We start from the raw sequence: 17621 nt of genomic DNA, 5'->3' as shown, positions 1-17621 counted from the left end.
GTCTTTGGGGCGTCGCGCCGAACTCGCTTCGCGGCCTGCGGCCGCTGCGCTCAGACAGCCGCGCGAAGTCAGTTGACGAAGCGCGCTGACGCGCGCGGCCCCAAACCCCTGCGCTCCTCGACGCCACCCACGGGGCCCAAGAGCAATACGGTCGTTTGCTTCGCAAACATCCCCATCCACGCCTCGCTTCGCCTCGGCGCCAGGGCGCGTAGCAGCCCGAAGCGTCAACGAGACGATGCGTAGCGAGCCAAGTGGTGGGGTACTTCGAACAGGTGTGCTGTGGTCCGGGTCTGTCCGCCGGAGACAAGTCGCGGAAGGAAGCAGCCGAAGCGGTACAGCAAAGTGGAAAGCGTCTTTGCTTTGGTTACTTTCATTTGACGCGACAAATGTTCGCGCAGCGGGAGTTCGCTCACTTCGCGCAGCGAAGTTACGCGAACACCAAAGTGACTCGCCCTGCCGGGGCGAGACCCGGCGCACCCGCCGGCAGGCAGAAGAAACACCCACGCGAAGCGGCCAAAACAGGCTCACCCCACCACCTCAATCACCGACCTGGAATCAGACACAGCCCCAAACACCCCCCCTTGCATCGTCACCATCTTCAACGCCGCCAAGTGATTCCCCAGATCAGTCGCCGCCGTGCAATCCGACAAGATCAAGCACTCATACCCACGATCATTCGCATCGCGCATCGTCGTGTGCACACACACGTCGGTGGTGATGCCCGTGAGGATCAGGTTGCGGATGCCACGCGTGTGCAGAACCAGGTCGAAGTTGGTCGCGTAGAACGAGCCCTTGCCCGGCTTGTCGATCACCGGCTCACCAGGCAGCGGCGCCAGTTCGGGGATGATTTCCCAACCCGGTTCGCCGATGGTGAGGATGCGGCCACACGGCCCCATGTCGCCGATGCCTATGCCGTCGGTGCCGATCTGCCGCGAGCGCCAGCGCTTGTTGGCCGGCAGGTCGCTGAGGTCGGGCTTGTGGCCTTCGCGTGTGTGGATGACGGTGTAGCCCGCTCCGCGCATCGTCGTGAACAAGCGCTTCAACGGCTCGATGGGCGCACGCGTCAGCGAGATGTCGTAGCCCATCTTGTCGACGTAGCCACCTTCGCCGCAGAAGTCGACCTGCATGTCGATCACGACGAGCGCGGTGTTCTGCGGTGTCATGTTGCCGTCGTAGGGCCAGCGGTAGGGGTCTGCGGCGATGTAGCGTTGCATGTCAGGCCACCTTCTTGATCGTGACGGCGGATGAATCGGGAACGAGCGGGTGCGACTCCGGCCCGAGGTAGCTGCGCGTCGGCGCAGCGAAACCACAGCCCGTGCCGTCGGTTACCTGCACGCTCGCCTTCCACGGCAGCGCGTAGCGGCCTGCCGCCATGTCATGCATGTAGGTGTACGGGCAGTCTTGCGCGCCGCCCTTCACCGCCACGTAGCCGCGGTGGTAGAGCTGGTAGATGTTGTTCTCGACGCCCCAGCCGGCACGGGCTTCTCGCAGGAGGTCGGGCCGCAGCTCGCAGGTGATGATTTCATCGGGGCGGCCGCTGCCTTCGACCATCACGGTGCCGTCGAAATGGCAGAACATGCCCTCGCCCATCGAGTCGAAACTGCCGTCGCTGCCGCACATGCAGACGTTCGCGGTGTAGCTCAGGTTGCAGAAGGCGTTGGCCTGGTTGGTGATCTTCCAGGCGTGGCGAATCGGCGCTGTGTAGCCCGCAGTGCGCAGGATGATCTCGGCGCCTTTGTACGTGGCCTCGCGTGCCATCTCGGGGAACATGCCGTCGTGGCAGATGATCAACGAGAGCTTGCTGCCGTTGGGGCCGTCGCACACCGGCACGCCCAGGTTGCCGGGCTCCCAGGGTTCGACGGGCACCCACGGGTGCAGCTTGCGGTAGTAGAGCTTGATGGCACCGGTGTCGTCGATGATCAGCCCGCTGTTGTACGGGTTGCCTTGTGGGTTGGCCTCCATGATCGAGAAGCAGCCCCAGATTTGGTGGTCGATGCAGGCTTGCTTGAAGGCCGCAACCTCGGGCCCGTCGAGGCTGCACATCATCTCGGGCGACGTGTCCATCGACAGCCCGTGCAGCGAGTACTCGGGAAAGACCACCAGGTCCATCGTGCCCTGGTTGCGGCGCGCCTTGGCCACCATGTCGCAGATGCGCTGCGTCTGCGCCGCCAGGTCGGCCGGCGTCTTCACAACGGGCAGCTGCAACTGCACCAGGCCGATCACAACGCCGTGCGCCGATTTGTTCAAGCCGCCGAGTCCACTCATCGCCAACCTCCTAGCGCGTGACGCCCAGTTCCATCGGCGCACCCTTCACGCTGCGGGTGGGCGAGCAGGTCCAGATCAGGATCACCAGTGTGAGCACGTAGGGCACAGCGTTGAAGAGGTAGTAGCCGCTGCTGATGCCCACTGATTGCAAGGCCGAGCCGAGCGCCCCGGCGCCACCGAACAGCAACGCGGCTCCTAGACAACGCCACGGGTTCCAGCGCGCGAAGATCACGAGGGCCACGGCGATCAGGCCTTGCCCGCTGGAGAGCCCTTCGTTCCAGCTGCCGGGGTAGTAGAGCGACAGCGATGCGCCCCCCAGGCCCGCGATGAAGCCGCCGGCGCAGGTGGCTGCGATGCGGATGCCGTTGACCGAGTAACCCAACGCGCGTGCCGCATCGCTCGAATCACCGGCCATGCGCAAGACCAGGCCGAAGCGTGTTGCCTTGAACCCCCAGGCGAGCAGTGCTGCCAGGGCCACGCCGATGGGGAACAGCATGTTGATCTGCAGCGCCGACTTGATCTGGGCCGAGCTGCTCCAGTCTCCGAGGTTCAGCGAGGGAATCTGCGGCGCCTGGGGCTGAATCAGCGGCTTGCCGAGGTAGAACGCGAGGCCGCTGCCGAGCAGCATCAGCGCGATGCCGGTGGCGACGTCGTTCACTCTCGGCAGCGAGCAGACGAGGCCGTGCAGCAGTGCGAGCAGCGCGCCGCTCGCACCTGCGAGAAGGACGCCGATCCACACGTTGCCGCTGAGGTAGGCGCCGCCGAAGCCCGCCATGGCGGAGAAGACGAGCACGCCTTCGAGGCCGAGGTTGATGCGGCCGGATTTTTCGGTGATGCATTCGCCGAGGCTGACCATCAGGAAGGGGGTGCCTACGCGGATGGCGCCGCCTAGGACGGCGACCAGGACGTTGAGGAAGAGGTCCATGGTGCTCATGTGGTTCTTCTCATGGTTCGCAGGTTGCGTGGGCTGAGCAAGTCCGCACACCACCACCTGTTCAGGCTGAGGTATCGAAGCTCTGTGCCTGCATTCGCATGCAGCAGTCGTTCACTGCGTGAGGCCGCGTCGGGATGTGCCCCCGACAGGGCAGTCCCTTTTCTTTGCTTCGCCAAAGAAAAGGAACCAAAAGAAAGGCGACCCGACGGTGGCGGTCCGGCCAGGGCCGGACTGCTCTGCGGTGCTCGGTCTTTGGGACCTCGCGCCGAACTCGCTACGCGGCCTGTGGCCGCTGCGCTCAGACAGCCGCGCGAAGTCAGTTGACGAAGCGCGCTATCGCGCGCGGCCCCAAACCCCTGCGCTCCTCGACGCCACCCACGGGGCCCAAGGGCAATACGGGTCGTTGCTTCGCAACATTCCATCACGCCTCGCTTCGCCTCGGCGCCAGGGCGCGCAGCAGCCCGAAGCGTCATCGAGACGATGCGCAGCGAGTCGAGCGGTGGGGAAACTTGAACAGGTGTGCCGTGATCCGATGCACTTCTTCGGCGACAAGTCGCGGAAGGAAGCAACCGAAGCGGTACAGCAAAGTGGAGAGCGTCTTTGCTTTGGTTACTTTCATTTGACGCGACAAATGAAAGTGACCCGCCCGCCGGGGCGGATTCCCGGCGCACCCGCCGGTAGGCAGAAGAAGCACCCACGCGAAGCGGCACAGAACTCATACGCTCGCCTTGATCACAGCAGGCAAAGGCTTGACCTCCACCACGACCTTAGGCGCCCGCGCCGCAAACAACTTACCCCGCAGCGCTTCACTGGCCAAAATCAACAAAAACGCAAACCCCTGCAGCACCATCACCGATGCATCCGGCACATCCATGCGCCGCTGCAACAAACTCCCCGCTGCCCCAAACCCACCGAACAGCACAGCAACAGGTATCACCGCCCAAGGGTTGTGCCGAGCCACGAAGGACACCAAGATCCCCGTGTAGCCCAGACCCGCGATCAGCGAGGCGTTGGCGTTGTTGTGGACCGCAGCGACTTCGATGCCGCCCGCCAACCCCGCGCAAGCGCCACCGATCGCGCAAGACACCACGATGATCCGTGGGCTCGGCAGGCCGACCAGCAAGGCCGCGCGCGCATTGCCGCCGACGATGCGCGTCGCAAAGCCAGACGTCGTGAAGAAGAGCCACAGACCCAGCACCACGCACACCACCACGCCGAAGACCAGGCCCCAGTGGATGTCAGTGCCAGCGATGCCGCCGATGCGCAGGCCCTCGACGATCGTTCGAGTCGACGGCTTGTTCAGGCTCGCGGGGTCGCGCATCGGGCCTTCGACGAAGTGCTTGAACAAGGCAATCGCGGTGTAGGCCAGCAGCAGGCTGCTGATGGTTTCGTTGACGCCGCGCTTCTGCCGCAGCACACCGACCAGCGCGATCCACACCCCGCCGGCCAAGGCCGCTGAGAGCAGCAAGATCGCGGTGCCGAACGAGTTCTCCGGCGGCGCGAACACGTAGGGCACTGCCGCACAGGCCAACCCGCCGAGGACCAGTGCACCCTCGCCGCCGATCACCACCAAGCCTGCGCGCGCCGGAATGGCGACGCACAGCGCGGTGAGCATCAGCGGCGCGGCGCGTTGCAGCGAGTTCTGCCACGAGAACCAGTCGCCGAAGGCTCCCTTGAACAGCAGCCCCCAGGCTTCGACTGGGTCCTTGCCCCCCGCCCAGATGAAGACACCGAACAGCAACAGCGCACCGGCCATGGCCATCACCGGCAAGGCGATGGCCTCGAGCGTATCCGTCGTCCGGGTCGTAAGTGCCATGTGCGACCTTGGATTAGCGCAGTGCCTAAGGGAGGAAAAGGTGCGGCGCAGACGGGATCAAGCAACGGCCGTCCGCCGGGCCGCCCCAAGGGCAGGCCGGCGCCCCTCGGGGGCAGGAGCGAAGCGACTGGGGGGCCGTCATTTATGCTTTTCCGACCACACCCTCGACCAGGTAGTTCATGCCTTCGAGCTCGATGTCGGTCTGCTTGAACGACTTGCCTGCAGGGATGACGACCTTGCCGGTGTTGTCCTTCAGCGGACCCTTGAAGATGTCGAACTTGCCGGCAACCATCGCGGCCTTCACGTCGTCGGCGCCCTTCTTTGCGGCCGCCGTGACCATGCCGCCGTAGGGCGATGGCTTCACGAAGCCTTCCTTCAAACCGCCACGCACGAAGTTCGGGTGCGGCTTGCCGGTGCGGGCTGCGTCGATGATGGTCTTGTAGGCGGTGATCCAGTTCCACTCGGCGCCGGTGAGATAGGCGTTCGGTGCGAGCTTGGCCTGGCTGGCGTGGTAACCGCAGACGAACTTGCCGCGCTTGGCGGCGGTCTCGACGATCACCTTGGGACCGTCGACGTGCATGGTGAACACGTCGACGTTCTGGTCGGCCAAGCTGTTGGTGGCTTCGGCCTCTTTCACCGGCATCGACCAGTCACCGGTGAAGATCACCGTGCAGGTGATGCTCGGGTCGACCGAGCGTGCGCCCATCGTGAACGCGTTGATGTTGCGCAGCACCTGCGGGATCGGCTTGGCGGCAATGAAACCGATCTTCTTGCTCTTGCTCATGTGCCCGGCGACCACGCCGTTGAGGTACTGGCCTTCGTCGATGTAGCCGAAGAAGCTGCCGGTGTTCTTGGGGTGCTTGCCTTCGGTCCACATGCCGCCGCAGTGAGCGAAGCGCACGTTGGGGTTCTTGGCGGCCACCGCCAGCATGTGCGGGTCGAAGTAGCCGAACGAGGTGGGAAACAGCAGCGTGGCGCCGTCCTGCGAGATCATGCCCTGCATGGTCTTCTGCACGGCCGTGGTCTCGGGCACGTTCTCTTCTTCGATGGCCTTGATGCCGGGCAGCTTCTTCACCTCGGCCACCGCCTCGGCCTGCGCCTGGTTGTAGCCGTAGTCGTCTCGCGGGCCCACGTAGATGAAGCCGACGGTGATGGGCGCTTGCGCCTGCACCAGCCCGCTCAAGCCACCGAGTGCCGCAGTCGCGCCGACGGCGCCCGCACTCTTGAGAACATCCCGCCGATTGAATTCTGTGCCTGCCATCGCTGCGCTCCTGTGCCGTTGAAGAAAGCCATCGCACGAGTCGTGCCTGTCTGCACGCACCGGCGCGAGGCCGTAGTGAACACCTTCTTGTATACAAGCAATGGGTGTGCCAACCGTGATGAGGCGTCTTGGTGCATCGGTAGCCCGCCCCCTGTGGCTTCATCACTCAAGCTGTGGAGAAGACGAGTTTGTGAATCCCTCGACGTGATCCACAATCCCGCGCCATGCGACTCCTCCCATCACTGCTTCTGTCCGCACTCGTGCTTCAGGGCTGCGCCGCTACGCCGCCTGCGCCCAAGTCGGACAACTACGTCGATTCGACATTCAACGCACCTGCGCGGGGCTCGCTCTTCGTGCTGTTGCCAGTCAAATCGGGGTCACCGGATGTCGCTCAAGGCGAGCGCTTGGTCACCGATCAACTCCACCGCCAGCTCATCGGCGCGGGCTACAAGGTGGTGGCGCTGGACGAAGCGAACTACGAGGTGATCTGGAACCAGGAGATCCAGGCCGTCGGTGGCATCTACGACGGCAAGACCGGCGCGCTCAAGACACAGGCCTATTCGCGGGCCCTTGCGGCTTTGACGCGGCGCGTGGCCCTCGATACGCGTTGCGCGATGGTGCTCAAGCCCGCACTCGTGATACGCCAAGCACGTTTGTCCGGCATTGGTGCCGACTGGGACGGTCAGCGCCGCCCGGTTCCACAAGTGCGGAACTACGGCGCAGAGAGCCGGTACGACGGCAGCATCCCGGCCATTTCGATCGAACTGCTGGGCCTCGCCAGCAATGGCAACGTCGCCTTCAAAACTCTGGGCGGCATCTCGTTGCCTTACCGCGCCGATAGTCTCGGCGCACGCTTCGAAGTGCGACCCGACCTCTTCGCGGACGCCACCGAAACCGCCAGCGGCGTATACATCGCGCTGGCACCCCTGCTCAAGAACTGAAGTCGCCTAAGCGGACATCAGCTTCTGCTCGGTAAGCCGCACCAAGCCAGGGCAAACCCGCCACACGCTTCAGAGCGCTGCCATGCGGTATGTGTTGCGGCCACTGGCCTTGGCTTCGTAGAGCGCCTTGTCGGCCGTTGCGAGCAGCTGCTCGGGTTGGCTGTGGCCGTCGGCCTGATAGGCGATGCCGATGCTGGAGCCGACGATGATGGCGCCGCTCGGGAGTTCGAATGGGCGGTTGATCGCCGCCACAATCTTCCGCGCAACGAACTGCGGTTCGGCCGGTGTGTGCAGGTCTTCGAGGATCACGACGAACTCATCGCCGGCCAGGCGCGCCACGGTGTCGGTTTCGCGAACGCTGCCTTGCAAACGCCGCGCAAAGATCTGCAGCACCTCATCGCCGGCGGCATGGCCCAGCTGGTCGTTGATGGACTTGAACTTGTCGATGTCCAGAAACAGCAGCGCGATCGGTTGCTTGCGGCGACGGCTGCGCGCGAGCGACTCGACCAGCTTCTCGTTGAAGTGACGGCGATTCGGTAGGCCGGTCAGCGCGTCGGTTCGCGCCATCGTCAGCAGTTGCTGCTGGGCTGTCTTGGTGTCGGTGATGTCGATGGCGAGAGCGTAGACGCCGAGCACCGCGCCCTGCGGCGACAAATCCGGCAAGTAGGTCGTATGAAGCTGGCGCTCAGCGCCGTGGATGATCGTTGTCAGCTCGAACTCGGTGCGCTCACCGGCCAGCGCCTTGTGCAGCATGTCCTTGCGCGCGGCGTAGTCGCGGCCATTGAGCGTTTCAGGCACCAACCGGCCGACAACGTTCCTGGCGTCGACGCCAAGCCAGCTGTCGTAGGTACCGTTGCAGAACTGGTAGCGCTCTTCCTTGTCCACGTAAGCGATCAGCACCGGCAGGTTGTCGGTGATGGTGCGCAGCCGCTGCTCGCTGTGGGCCAGTGCGGCGGTGCGCTCGGCGACACGCGCTTCGAGGGTGGCGTTCAGTTCCCGCAAGTGAGCGGCGTCTTGCGCCTGGCGCATCGCATAGCGATCGAGTGCTTCGCCCAGCAGGTCGGCCTCGCGGTAGAGCGGGTTCCCGGTCGAACCCGCGGGTGCAGCGGCGCCTTCGCCTTCGAGTCGTTCGGTCAGCTCCCACATCGGCGCAGCCAGCCGTCGTGCCAGCAGCCACAGCAAGGGCGCGAGAAAGGCGCACAAGGCCACGGCGGCGAACACCATGCGCGACTGGAGCACATGGAACTCCGCCATCGCCACCGCCTCGGGCTGGCGCAGCACGACCTTCCAGCCAAGCCCGGGGTAGCGGCCGGAGCCACGCGTTTGTGATTGCACCGCCAGGGTATCGGGCACGGCCTCGAGCTTCTTGCCTTGCAACGGCAAGGCCCCGAGCAGCACGGTGCCGTCGGCCGCCAGCACCAGTGCCTCGGCCCGGTGCTGTTCGATCACCTGGTCGACGAGTTCGCGCTTCATCTGCGCCGCCCAGGTCCAGCTGAGGTGCGCGCCGAGGATGCCGCGCAGCTCGCCGTCGGCGCCGTGCACCGGGATCGCCACATCGACGAAGCGCCACGGCTCGCTCTGCGCCGGCAGCAGCTTCTCGAGCATCACGGCGCGGTGCACGTCGCCCACGAAGCTGCCGCGCTGAGCACCGCTGAACCATGGCCGTGCCGAGACATTCGCACCCTGCAGCAAGCCGTCGACGGACGCAATGACAACACCTTGCGTATCGGTCAGACCCAGCCAGGCGAACTGCGGGAAGCTGCTGTGGACGCTGTCGAGCGCGCGGCGCACGGCCTGCGGATCGCTGCTGCGCGCCACCTGGTCGAGGTGTGCGATCACGTTGACTTCTTCGTAGTGATGCGCCATGCCGCGGTCGAGCGCGTCGCGCAGCGCATCGGCATGGGCCTGCAGATACGTGGTGGCCTGGCGCCGGTCTTCGTCGCGCACGAAGCGGTTGATTACCAGCGTGCACGTCAGCACGGCAGCGATCGTCGCACCCATCGCTCCGGCGAAGAGCCAGGTGGCGAGCGCGGGGCGGGAGCGGCCTGGGCTCGCGTTCGCGTCCATCACCTCAAGGCTCTCAGTTCGCCGGACCTTTGATCAGCCGCCCGCCTGCCGACTGGATCGGCCGGGCGTTCATCGGGTACAGCCGCGCAAAGATGCCGATCTGTTCAGGCGAGATCGACACGGGGTTTCGCATCACCATCCACAACACGCCTTCGCTGCACGGCGGCGTGGTGAGCGAGCCCATGTAGGTGAAGTAACCGCGCTCTGAGGGCAGCAGGTTGTTCAGGTCGAGCAGCGCCTTGGCGGGCAGCTCTTCACCTTTTTCGAGCGGCAGGTTATTCCACACCGTTTGCACGATGGGCTGCACGCTGCCGCGGTCGAGCAGCACGGCCACCACGGCCAGCTTGCCTTCGAGGTCCTTGTGCACGAGGTGGGCCACCATGTCGAACTGGCGGCCGTTGATGCGCTCTTCGGACGGCCGATGGAAGTGGAACTGCACCAGTTCGAACCGGCGGCCCATCACCTCGATGCTGTTGCCGGGCGCGACGTTCACCTGCACGGTGTGGCCGTTGTCGATGACGCGGAAGTTGCTCGGCTTGTAGTCGAACTGCACCGGGTCCAGCTGCACCGAAATGCCGTCACGGATGTCGATCGGGCTCTGGCGCTTGCCGCTGGAGCAGGTTGCGAACTCGGGTTTCATCTCGGCCCACTGTTCCGGACCGCCCTCACCCTGGTACGACCATTGGTCGGCACGCAAGCGCTTCGGCGCCGGCGGCTTGGCGACCGCCGCAGCGGGCCGACGCGGCTCGGTCCAGTGGATGCCGGGCGCGGGTGCGCCGCCGGGCGACACGCCCACCGTATCGGCGACCGGCACCGCGGGGCGGGCGATCACGCGCATCACATTCGGGTCGCTGGTCTCGATCGCCTTGGCTGCGCCGAGTTTCTGGGCCAGACGCTCGCGGACCCGGTCCATCGCGTCTTCGGCACCCAGCGGCGGCTTGGGCGACGGTTTCTTCGCGAGCTTGCCGAGATTGGCTTCCGCCTCCGGCTCGGCCTCGCGGCTCAGTGCTGGCTTGCCCGGCGAGGTCTTGATGCCCGTGTCCGACGCGTACACGGGCGTCCCGGCCCACAGGCCGGTGGCAAGAAGCGCAGCCACCAAAGGGCGGGGCAGGAATCGCATGTTGAAGCTCCGACGCATGGCCCCGCATGTCGGGGCGTCTGGGTCAGATATCGGCTGCGAGGCGGCAGGCTTGAGCGTTGGAGCCCTGGAATAGCCCCAGACCGGGCTTCAAGTCACCCGGGGTTTGACCCAGATCCAGGCAACGATGCCGATGCTCATCATCAGTAACGAGGCCACGGCCAGCCACTGTGTGGAATGCATCACCAGCGGCGCGATCACGCCGGCCACGAAGCCGTTGGCGGTGCTGCCGATAAATGCCTGGAGGCTCGAGGCCATGCCGCGCCGCTCGGGCACCAGGTCGAGCACCATCAGCGTGACCACCGGCACCATCAGCGCCCAGCCGAAGGCAAAGATCGCGATCGGGAACAACGCCCACCAGGCGTGCGGCACGAAGAGCAGGTTGAGCACGAGGTTGACGATCGACACCAACAGCATGATCAGGAAGCCGTGGCGGATCTGGTGCTGCGGCTTGATGCGCCCGGCCAGCCGCCCCGAGAACCAGGCGCCGCCCATGATGCCGGCGATGGTCAGCGTGAACAGCCAGAAGAACTGGCCCGGCGCGAGATGCAGGTGCTCGCCCAGGAACACCGGCGCCGACAGCACGTAGAGAAACATGCCGTTGAACGGAATGCCGCTGGCCAGGGCTAGCATGAGGAAACGCGGGTTGGCCCCCAGCTCCCAGTAGCCACGCATCAGGTGGCGCACGTTGAACGGCTGCTTATGCGATTCATGCAGCGTCTCGGGCAGCAGGCGGTAGTTGCTGATCCACAGCAGCACGCCGACGAGCGTGAGAAACCAGAAGATCATGTGCCAGCCGGCATGCACGAACAGGAAGCCGCCCACCATCGGCGCGATGGCCGGTGYGATGCCGAAATAGATCGTCACCTGCGACATCACGCGCTGTGCATCGGCGGGCGGGAACATGTCTCGAATGACCGCACGCGACACGACGATGCCCGCCCCCGCCGACATGCCCTGCACCGCACGCCAGAACACCAGCGCGCCGATGTGGTTGGCCAGCGCGCAGCCGGCCGAGGCGATGGTGAACAAGGCGATGCCCCACAGCACCACCGGCCGGCGGCCAAAGCTGTCGGACAGCGCGCCGTGGAACAGGTTCATCACCGCAAAGCCGAACAGGTAGGCCGACAGCGTCTGCTGCATCTCGACCGGTGTGGCACCGATCGACTGGGCAATGCCGGTGAAAGCCGGCAGGTAGGTGTCGATGGAGAACGGCCCCAGCATGCCCAGGCAAGCCAGCAGGAAAGCGAGGGCCCAGCGCGGGGCGCGCCAGAGGGTTTGGGCGTCGGGGTTCATGCGAGCGCCGAGTGTAGCGAGCACCCTGCCTGCAGGCAGGAGCAAGGTCGTTGCGGTTCGCTCGTGACTGCCTGATTTGCAGCGCTATTCGCCTCATTGCCGAGCGCGCCGCTCTGTTGGAATGGGTAGCCATGGCCGGATTTCTGAGGCATCAGTTCGCGTGTGCCGCCCTCGTGGTGGCCGGCCAGCCTGCGCCTTCCCTTTTTCGGCGGGCGCTGCCCGTCGCGATTGCCGCGTCGCTCGCCGCGCATGGAGTGATGGCGGGTGTGATGGCCGTTCACCTGCTGGCGAAACGCACACCATCGTCCGCCTCTTCAGCGGGGCCAGCTGTGCGCGCTCGCACCATGACAGTCAGCTTGGCCAGCAGGGAACCGTTGGCGGCTTCTCCTGCGCCTGTGCCCATGAGCCCGGCTCCGGCGCCGCGAAAGCCGCGTGGCATCGCCAAAGCAACCGTTGCAGCAGCTGTCACGCCTCTCGTCAAGGCGGCAGCGCCAGTGGGACCGCTTGCACCGCCGCCGTCACCCATCGCTGCGCCGCCGCTGCCAAGCTCCGCGCCACAGTTCGCCGGCTTGTTCTCACCCATCATTCGCTCGTCGCTCGGGCGCGGCGGCTGGGGCCGTACGGGTCCGTCATCGCCCCCTGCACCACCCCACAATGCGCAGCAGCAGCGCGAGCAGGCGGCATTGGCTTGGCAGATGGCCGTGCACGGCCGGTTGACCTCATTGGCCGAAGCCTCGCGCGACACGGCTCGCGCGATGTCGTGCAAGGTCACCATCGACACCAACCAGCGCATCGGTGAAGTCGATTGCGCCGACGCTGCGGACCAGGCTGCGCCGTGGACCTACCTTCAGGGCGTGCTGACAGCCGGCACCGTGGCCCAGTCGGCCCAGCGGCTTTGCTACACGTTGGCTGATCGCCAGTTGTTTGCGCAAGCCTGCCCGGCTGACGTGCCAACGCCCTGAGCGGCGACGGCTCACCTGCCCGTAGGCACACGCCAGAAGCAGAAAAGCGGCCGAAGCCGCTTTTCTTTCTAAGCTCTCACTCGGTTACTGCACGATCCCGTCGATGACGGCCGGCTTGGCGCTGGGCAGTGTGGGCGAGGCGCCGTTCGTGGTGACCGGGTTCACGTTCATGCTGCTCGCATCGGGCAGCGTGAGCGAGACGCTGGGCAGACTGAGCGACAGCTTGCAGCTGGCATCGGCCGGACCCGACAGCTGCGACAAGCGCAGCTCGCGTTCCAGGTACTTCACGTAGTAGGTGTTGCCACCACCGGTGACAGCAGAGCCGTCGACGATGTCGAAGGCCGGTACCCAGCGCACACCGTTGCCGCATTGCACCGGCGCATTGGTGTCCGGGTCGACGCACTGGCCCGGGAGGCCCTGCAGTTCACCGAAGCCGTTGAACTGCAGCTGAACGGTGGAGCCGAGGTACTTGGTCTTGTCGGCAGCGCGAATGTTGCTGTTGGTCACGGCAAAGGCGAGCTGGGTGGGCGGGTCGACGGTCACGCCGACGGCACCGAAGTATTGGTTCCACTGGTTCGGGCCGGTCTCCCACTGGTAGACCACGTCGGCCTTGTCCACGAGGCCCGGGCACAGATGGGTGCCCGACGCGTTGGCCATGCCATTCGCATCGCAAGCGGCGCTGGACAGATCGGTGCTCGCAATCAGCGATCCGCTGGTCAAGCCGCCTTGGTACATGGACATTGCGCTCTTGGAAACGGCTGACGCATCCACGTTGCCGCCCCCGTCGCTGAGCATGCCGGCGCTGTAGCTATAGGTCGATGCCGAACCCACCAGCACGGGTGACCACGACTGCATGCTGAAGGGCTGCGGCGGGTTGGCATTGAAGGCGTCGGTCAATGCCGTACCCGACTTGGGGCAGGTGCCCAGGCACACGAGCGAGGCCGGCGCGTCACTTGCACCGGGCGCAACGATCGAGCGGGTGCGATAGGCCAGCACGCTGGTCGCATCGAATTCACCCGAGGCGGGTACTGCGAGGGCGCCGTTGCCGCCACCCGAGGGGAAGAAGATCGGCACCATGGACGCGCCGGCCGTGCGGAAGTCGCTGGCGTGCAAGTCGATCGCCGGTGAAAGCGCTTGCGGCGAGCAGCCGTTCTGCGAGCACTGCTGCGTGCCGATGGCTTGCAGGGTGGTGCCGTTCCATTGCAGCTCGTAGCTCGTGCCTTGCTGCAGCGAGCCGATGGTGTTGGGCACCCAGTACATCATCGACACGCTCTTGAAGTCGCCCAAGGTGGCGGCCTGGCGTGCCAGCTTCCACAGCTTGCCGCCGCGCTTGACGACAGTCAGCGGCACGTCTTCGGTGCCCACATGGCGCGTCAGCGTGCCCGAGCTGCCGACGGTGGCCAAAGCCGACTCCGGCAGCCACAGGCCCCAGAAGCTCCAGAAGCCGAAGTAGGTGTCAGCGCCCAGCTCGTACTTGACCGGGAAGCCAGGGTTGGTTGCGTCCAGGCGTGACCCATCGGCGTTGTAAGTGCCATAGCGCCAGGTGGAGTAATCGGCCACGGCTTTGTCGCGTGCAAAACAGGCGTCGACCGCGCCATCGCTGCGGCGGAAGTTGCTGCTGTTATACGCGAAGGTGTAGTTGTACGGCGCGCCGTTGTCGGTGCCCACCACGCGGCCCAGGCCGCTGTCGGTGCTGGGGGTCGACTGCAACACGAGCGCCTTGGTCGAGTTGCCGCCACCGCCGCCGTGGCTGGCTTCCACTTCGTAGTAGCCCAGGCCGCTGGCGTCGGACTTCAGCACGCCTTGGAACATGCACGGCGCGTCGGCGGCCGAGCCGGCGGCCTTGCCGCAATAGTGGATGCTGAAGAGGCCGTTCGGGTTGGCGTCGGACTTGCCTGCCGTGGCCACGCTGTAGAGATAGATCTCCGACTTGTCGCCTTGCTCGCCTTCGTCTGTGATCCACGCTTTCATGATCAGCGGATCAGTGTTGGAGGCCTGGGTCGACACCACCGTGGTCGTCATGAAATGCGTGGCATTGGACTCGCCCGCATTGGTGCTGGTGGACTTGCTGCTGTCGCCGCGGCCACTGCACTTGTTCTCGTCCACCAAGGCCAGATAAGGGCCCTGGTTCACCATGGCATCGGCGCGCATGCTGCTCACGATGCACATGATCATGTTGACGGTGCTGATGCGGTCGCCCACCCGGTCTTGTACCCAGGTGTTCTGAGCGTCGGTCACGTAGGCGCCCGAGGTCGGCTCGGCAGCGAAGGCCGCAGGCGCGACCGCGGCGGCCAATGCCGCGCAGACCAGGCCAAGGAGTTTCGAGGTCATCTTCATGGAGGTGGCCTCTGCATCAATTGGCTGTGACCACCTGCACCGACGAGGGCAAGGTGATGTTGGACTGGGTCAGCGGTGCCGCAGGCGCCGGTGCCGGGGAGCTGCTGCTGCCGCCGGCACACGCCGACATGCCGGCCAAGAGTGCAACCGCACCCGACAAGACGCAGGCTTTCGCCAAGACCGAATCGCGCAATTTCATCGCAGGCTCCAAGAACCAAAGGGGTTAGACCGGGTTCTTCGGAGGGATCGCAGCGCAGCATGAGGGCGCGCTGGGCGGCATGCGAGGAGCCGCCGTTAACGAGTGCACGTTAATCGTGTGCCGTTGGGGCACGGCGAACCCGTTGCCGCCGCAGCCGCGAAAAAGTGTGAAGCAAGCCGATAGGCCGGATTCTGTGCGTCCGTCTCTTCCGAAGAAGAGCCGAACGTGACCGCCATTCCTCTGGGCCGTGCATCACTGCACGGCTCGGTGCCACCTACCCGCCAGCTCCGCGGAGCCACATCAACGCTGGCCTATTTGGTGTTGCTGCGCGTAGAGATTGCCCGTTTCACCCTGCGTGCTCTCTTGCGAGAACACGCCGACTCGTCTCTGTTGCTCTGATCCTCACCTCACGGTGGACAGCCGTTAGCTGCTACGCCGCCCTGTGCAGTCCGGACCTTCCTCCAGTGCCTCCTTTCGGAGATTGCACCAGCGGCGGTCTGGCTTGCTTCACGGGGCGGATTATCGCCCGCGGTACTGGACCTTGTTCGGTTGACGTTCGGGTGTCAGCACGAAGAAGTCGAGATGCTTCTTGAAAAGCTTGGTCGACGGCGCGTTCTTGGCCAGCAGGCCTTCGCCGCGCAGGCGCTCGGCAGCAATGCCCAGCTCGAGCTTGCTGCCGCCTCGCAATTCGGGCAGCGCATCGAGGATGCGCAGCACGTCGTCGGGCAAGGCTGGGGCTGGCGGCGGTGCAGGAGGTGGTGGTAGCGGCGCGGGCGGCATGGGTTCCGCCCGAGTACGACGCGTCGAGGCCGCGCGCTTGCGCGGTGCTGTAGCGCGCTCGGCCGCTGGCTTCTTCTGATGCAGCAGGTCGGCGAAGTCGTCGTACACCGGTTTGGAGTCGTCACCGGTCTTGCCGAGCTGGCCGATACCTTCGACGCGGCAGCCTTTCTCACGCAAGCGAATGACCAGCGGCGCGAAATCGGAGTCAGACGAAACGATCACGACCACGTCGGGTCGCTCGGCCACCGCGAGGTCCATCGCGTCGACGGCAAGCGCGATGTCGTTCGCGTTCTTGCCGCTGGAGAGGTTGACGATCGGGCGAATCGAGCAGTTCTTGAAAAGCTTCTGGTGCGTGACCGCGGACTCGGCGGTGCAGTAGGCGCGCCGCACATGGATCGCGCCGTGCTCGGCCATCACCTTGGCGATGGCTTGCTCGATCACGCCGGCCGACACGTTGTCGGCGTCGATCAGCAGCATCACTCGCTTTTGTGAATTCATGAAAGCTTCCAGCTGAGGGTTTCACCGCCTCGCAGCGGTTTGAGTTCGGCATCGCCGAAGGGCAGCGCCTCGGGCACGGCCCACGGCTGCTTGCGCAAGGTCACCGTACCACTGTTGCGCGGCAGGCCGTAGAAGGCCGGGCCGTTGAAGCTGGCGAAGGCCTCGAACTTGTCGAGCGCACCGGCCGACTCGAAGGCCTCGGCATACAGCTCCAGCGCGTTCAACGCGGTGTAGCAGCCCGCGCACCCGGTGGCGTGTTCCTTCAGGTGCGCGGCATGAGGCGCGCTGTCGGTACCGAGGAAGAAGCGGTCGCTGCCCGATGCGGCCGCTGCCACCAGCGCTTGCCTGTGCTCTTCGCGCTTGAGCACCGGCAGGCAGTAGTAATGCGGGCGAATRCCGCCGAGAAAGATCGCGTTGCGGTTGTAGAGCAGGTGGTGCGCGGTGATGGTGGCGGCCGTGTGTGCGCCAGCCTCGTTCACGTACTGCGCCGCATCGCGCGTGGTGATGTGCTCGAAAACGATCTTCAGTTCGGGGAAGTCGCGGCGCAACGGAATCAGCTGCGTGTCGATGAAGGCCTTCTCGCGATCGAACAGATCGATGTCGGCACTCGTCACCTCGCCATGGACCAGCAGCAGCAGGCCCTCGCGCTGCATGGCCTCGAGCGTCGCGTAGGTCTTGCGCAGATCAGTGACGCCAGCGTCGCTGTTCGTCGTGGCCCCGGCGGGGTAAAGCTTCAGCGCCACCACGCCAGCCGCCTTCGCACGCTTGATCTCGTCCGGCGGCAGGTTGTCGGTGAGGTACAGCGTCATCAGCGGCTCGAAGCTCAAGCCCTTCGGCACTGCAGCGAGGATGCGCTCGCGGTACGCCACCGCCTGCGCAGCCGTCGTCACCGGCGGCCTGAGGTTCGGCATGATGATCGCGCGGCCAAACTGCCGCGCCGTGTCCGGCACCACAGCGGCAAGCGCCACACCATCGCGCACATGCAAATGCCAGTCGTCCGGGCGCGTGAGAGTCAAGGTCTGAGTCATGTGCAGATTTTCGCACTCGTCCGACCGGAGCCACCCCCTCGCACAAGCGAAGCGAAGTGCACATCAAGCAACGCCCGCGGAGCCGGCTCTGCCGGTCCG

General features: G+C 65.4%; 14 protein-coding genes and 1 other RNA gene. 3 read left to right on the top strand and 12 right to left on the bottom strand.

Annotated elements, in window-relative coordinates:
• Window positions 1–524: 524 nt before the first annotated feature.
• The 5 genes from biuH to AC1DYS_RS24925 all read right to left on the bottom strand — a co-directional run bounded on the left by biuH (window position 525) and on the right by AC1DYS_RS24925 (window position 6276).
• Complete coding sequence (gene biuH / locus AC1DYS_RS24945; protein WP_477904168.1) at window positions 525–1214, bottom strand: biuret amidohydrolase; 690 nt, start codon at window positions 1212–1214, stop codon at window positions 525–527.
• Window position 1215: 1 nt separating this feature from the next.
• Window positions 1216–2265, bottom strand: a complete 1050-nt coding sequence (locus tag AC1DYS_RS24940) for a formamidase (protein ID WP_477904166.1) — start codon at window positions 2263–2265, stop codon at window positions 1216–1218.
• A 10-nt stretch (window positions 2266–2275) separates the two neighbouring features.
• The gene (locus AC1DYS_RS24935) at window positions 2276–3199 is read right to left on the bottom strand and encodes an ABC transporter permease (protein ID WP_477904164.1); all 924 of its coding nucleotides are present in this window, start codon (window positions 3197–3199) and stop codon (window positions 2276–2278) included.
• Window positions 3200–3914: 715 nt separating this feature from the next.
• Complete coding sequence (locus tag AC1DYS_RS24930; protein WP_477904162.1) at window positions 3915–5015, bottom strand: ABC transporter permease; 1101 nt, start codon at window positions 5013–5015, stop codon at window positions 3915–3917.
• A gap of 142 nt (window positions 5016–5157) precedes the next feature.
• Window positions 5158–6276, bottom strand: a complete 1119-nt coding sequence (locus tag AC1DYS_RS24925) for a BMP family ABC transporter substrate-binding protein (RefSeq protein WP_477904160.1) — start codon at window positions 6274–6276, stop codon at window positions 5158–5160.
• Between the two features lie 224 nt (window positions 6277–6500).
• Here AC1DYS_RS24925 and AC1DYS_RS24920 point away from each other — a divergent pair, with 224 nt between their 5' ends.
• Window positions 6501–7217 (top strand): hypothetical protein, encoded by a 717-nt coding sequence (locus tag AC1DYS_RS24920; RefSeq protein WP_477904158.1) that lies wholly within the window; start codon window positions 6501–6503, stop codon window positions 7215–7217.
• A 69-nt stretch (window positions 7218–7286) separates the two neighbouring features.
• Here the strand turns inward: AC1DYS_RS24920 and AC1DYS_RS24915 are convergent, their stop codons facing one another.
• The 3 genes from AC1DYS_RS24915 to AC1DYS_RS24905 all read right to left on the bottom strand — a co-directional run bounded on the left by AC1DYS_RS24915 (window position 7287) and on the right by AC1DYS_RS24905 (window position 11718).
• A complete protein-coding gene (locus AC1DYS_RS24915; protein ID WP_477904156.1) occupies window positions 7287–9284 on the bottom strand; it encodes a sensor domain-containing diguanylate cyclase in 1998 nt (665 codons plus the stop codon).
• A 13-nt stretch (window positions 9285–9297) separates the two neighbouring features.
• Complete coding sequence (locus AC1DYS_RS24910; RefSeq protein ID WP_477904154.1) at window positions 9298–10404, bottom strand: carbonic anhydrase; 1107 nt, start codon at window positions 10402–10404, stop codon at window positions 9298–9300.
• 108 nt (window positions 10405–10512) lie between these two features.
• Window positions 10513–11718, bottom strand: coding sequence for a multidrug effflux MFS transporter (locus AC1DYS_RS24905; protein ID WP_477904152.1), 1206 nt, complete (start codon window positions 11716–11718; stop codon window positions 10513–10515).
• 569 nt (window positions 11719–12287) lie between these two features.
• Between AC1DYS_RS24905 and AC1DYS_RS24900 the strand changes: the two genes are divergently transcribed.
• Window positions 12288–12680 (top strand): hypothetical protein, encoded by a 393-nt coding sequence (locus AC1DYS_RS24900; protein ID WP_477904150.1) that lies wholly within the window; start codon window positions 12288–12290, stop codon window positions 12678–12680.
• An 84-nt stretch (window positions 12681–12764) separates the two neighbouring features.
• On the opposite strand, the gene AC1DYS_RS24895 is transcribed toward AC1DYS_RS24900, so the two are convergent.
• Entirely contained in the window at window positions 12765–15011 is a 2247-nt protein-coding gene (locus tag AC1DYS_RS24895) for a hypothetical protein (RefSeq protein ID WP_477904148.1), read from the bottom strand.
• A gap of 32 nt (window positions 15012–15043) precedes the next feature.
• On the opposite strand from AC1DYS_RS24895, the gene AC1DYS_RS24890 reads away from it, so the two are divergent.
• The gene (locus tag AC1DYS_RS24890; RefSeq protein ID WP_477904146.1) at window positions 15044–15244 is read left to right on the top strand and encodes a hypothetical protein; all 201 of its coding nucleotides are present in this window, start codon (window positions 15044–15046) and stop codon (window positions 15242–15244) included.
• A 136-nt stretch (window positions 15245–15380) separates the two neighbouring features.
• Here the strand turns inward: AC1DYS_RS24890 and rnpB are convergent.
• The 3 genes from rnpB to pyrC all read right to left on the bottom strand — a co-directional run bounded on the left by rnpB (window position 15381) and on the right by pyrC (window position 17522).
• An RNA gene (gene rnpB / locus AC1DYS_RS24885) (RNase P RNA component class A) lies at window positions 15381–15725 on the bottom strand.
• 10 nt (window positions 15726–15735) lie between these two features.
• Complete coding sequence (locus tag AC1DYS_RS24880) at window positions 15736–16494, bottom strand: NYN domain-containing protein (RefSeq protein WP_477904144.1); 759 nt, start codon at window positions 16492–16494, stop codon at window positions 15736–15738.
• A complete protein-coding gene (gene pyrC / locus AC1DYS_RS24875; protein ID WP_477904142.1) occupies window positions 16491–17522 on the bottom strand; it encodes a dihydroorotase in 1032 nt (343 codons plus the stop codon). The genes AC1DYS_RS24880 and pyrC overlap by 4 nt, the downstream gene beginning before the upstream one ends.
• Between the last annotated feature and the right edge of the window lie 99 nt (window positions 17523–17621).

Source organism: Rhizobacter sp. P2_G4 (assembly GCF_056403575.1).
The sequence above is the reverse complement of the archived record's forward strand: the minus strand, read 5'-3'. Positions and strand labels throughout refer to the sequence as shown.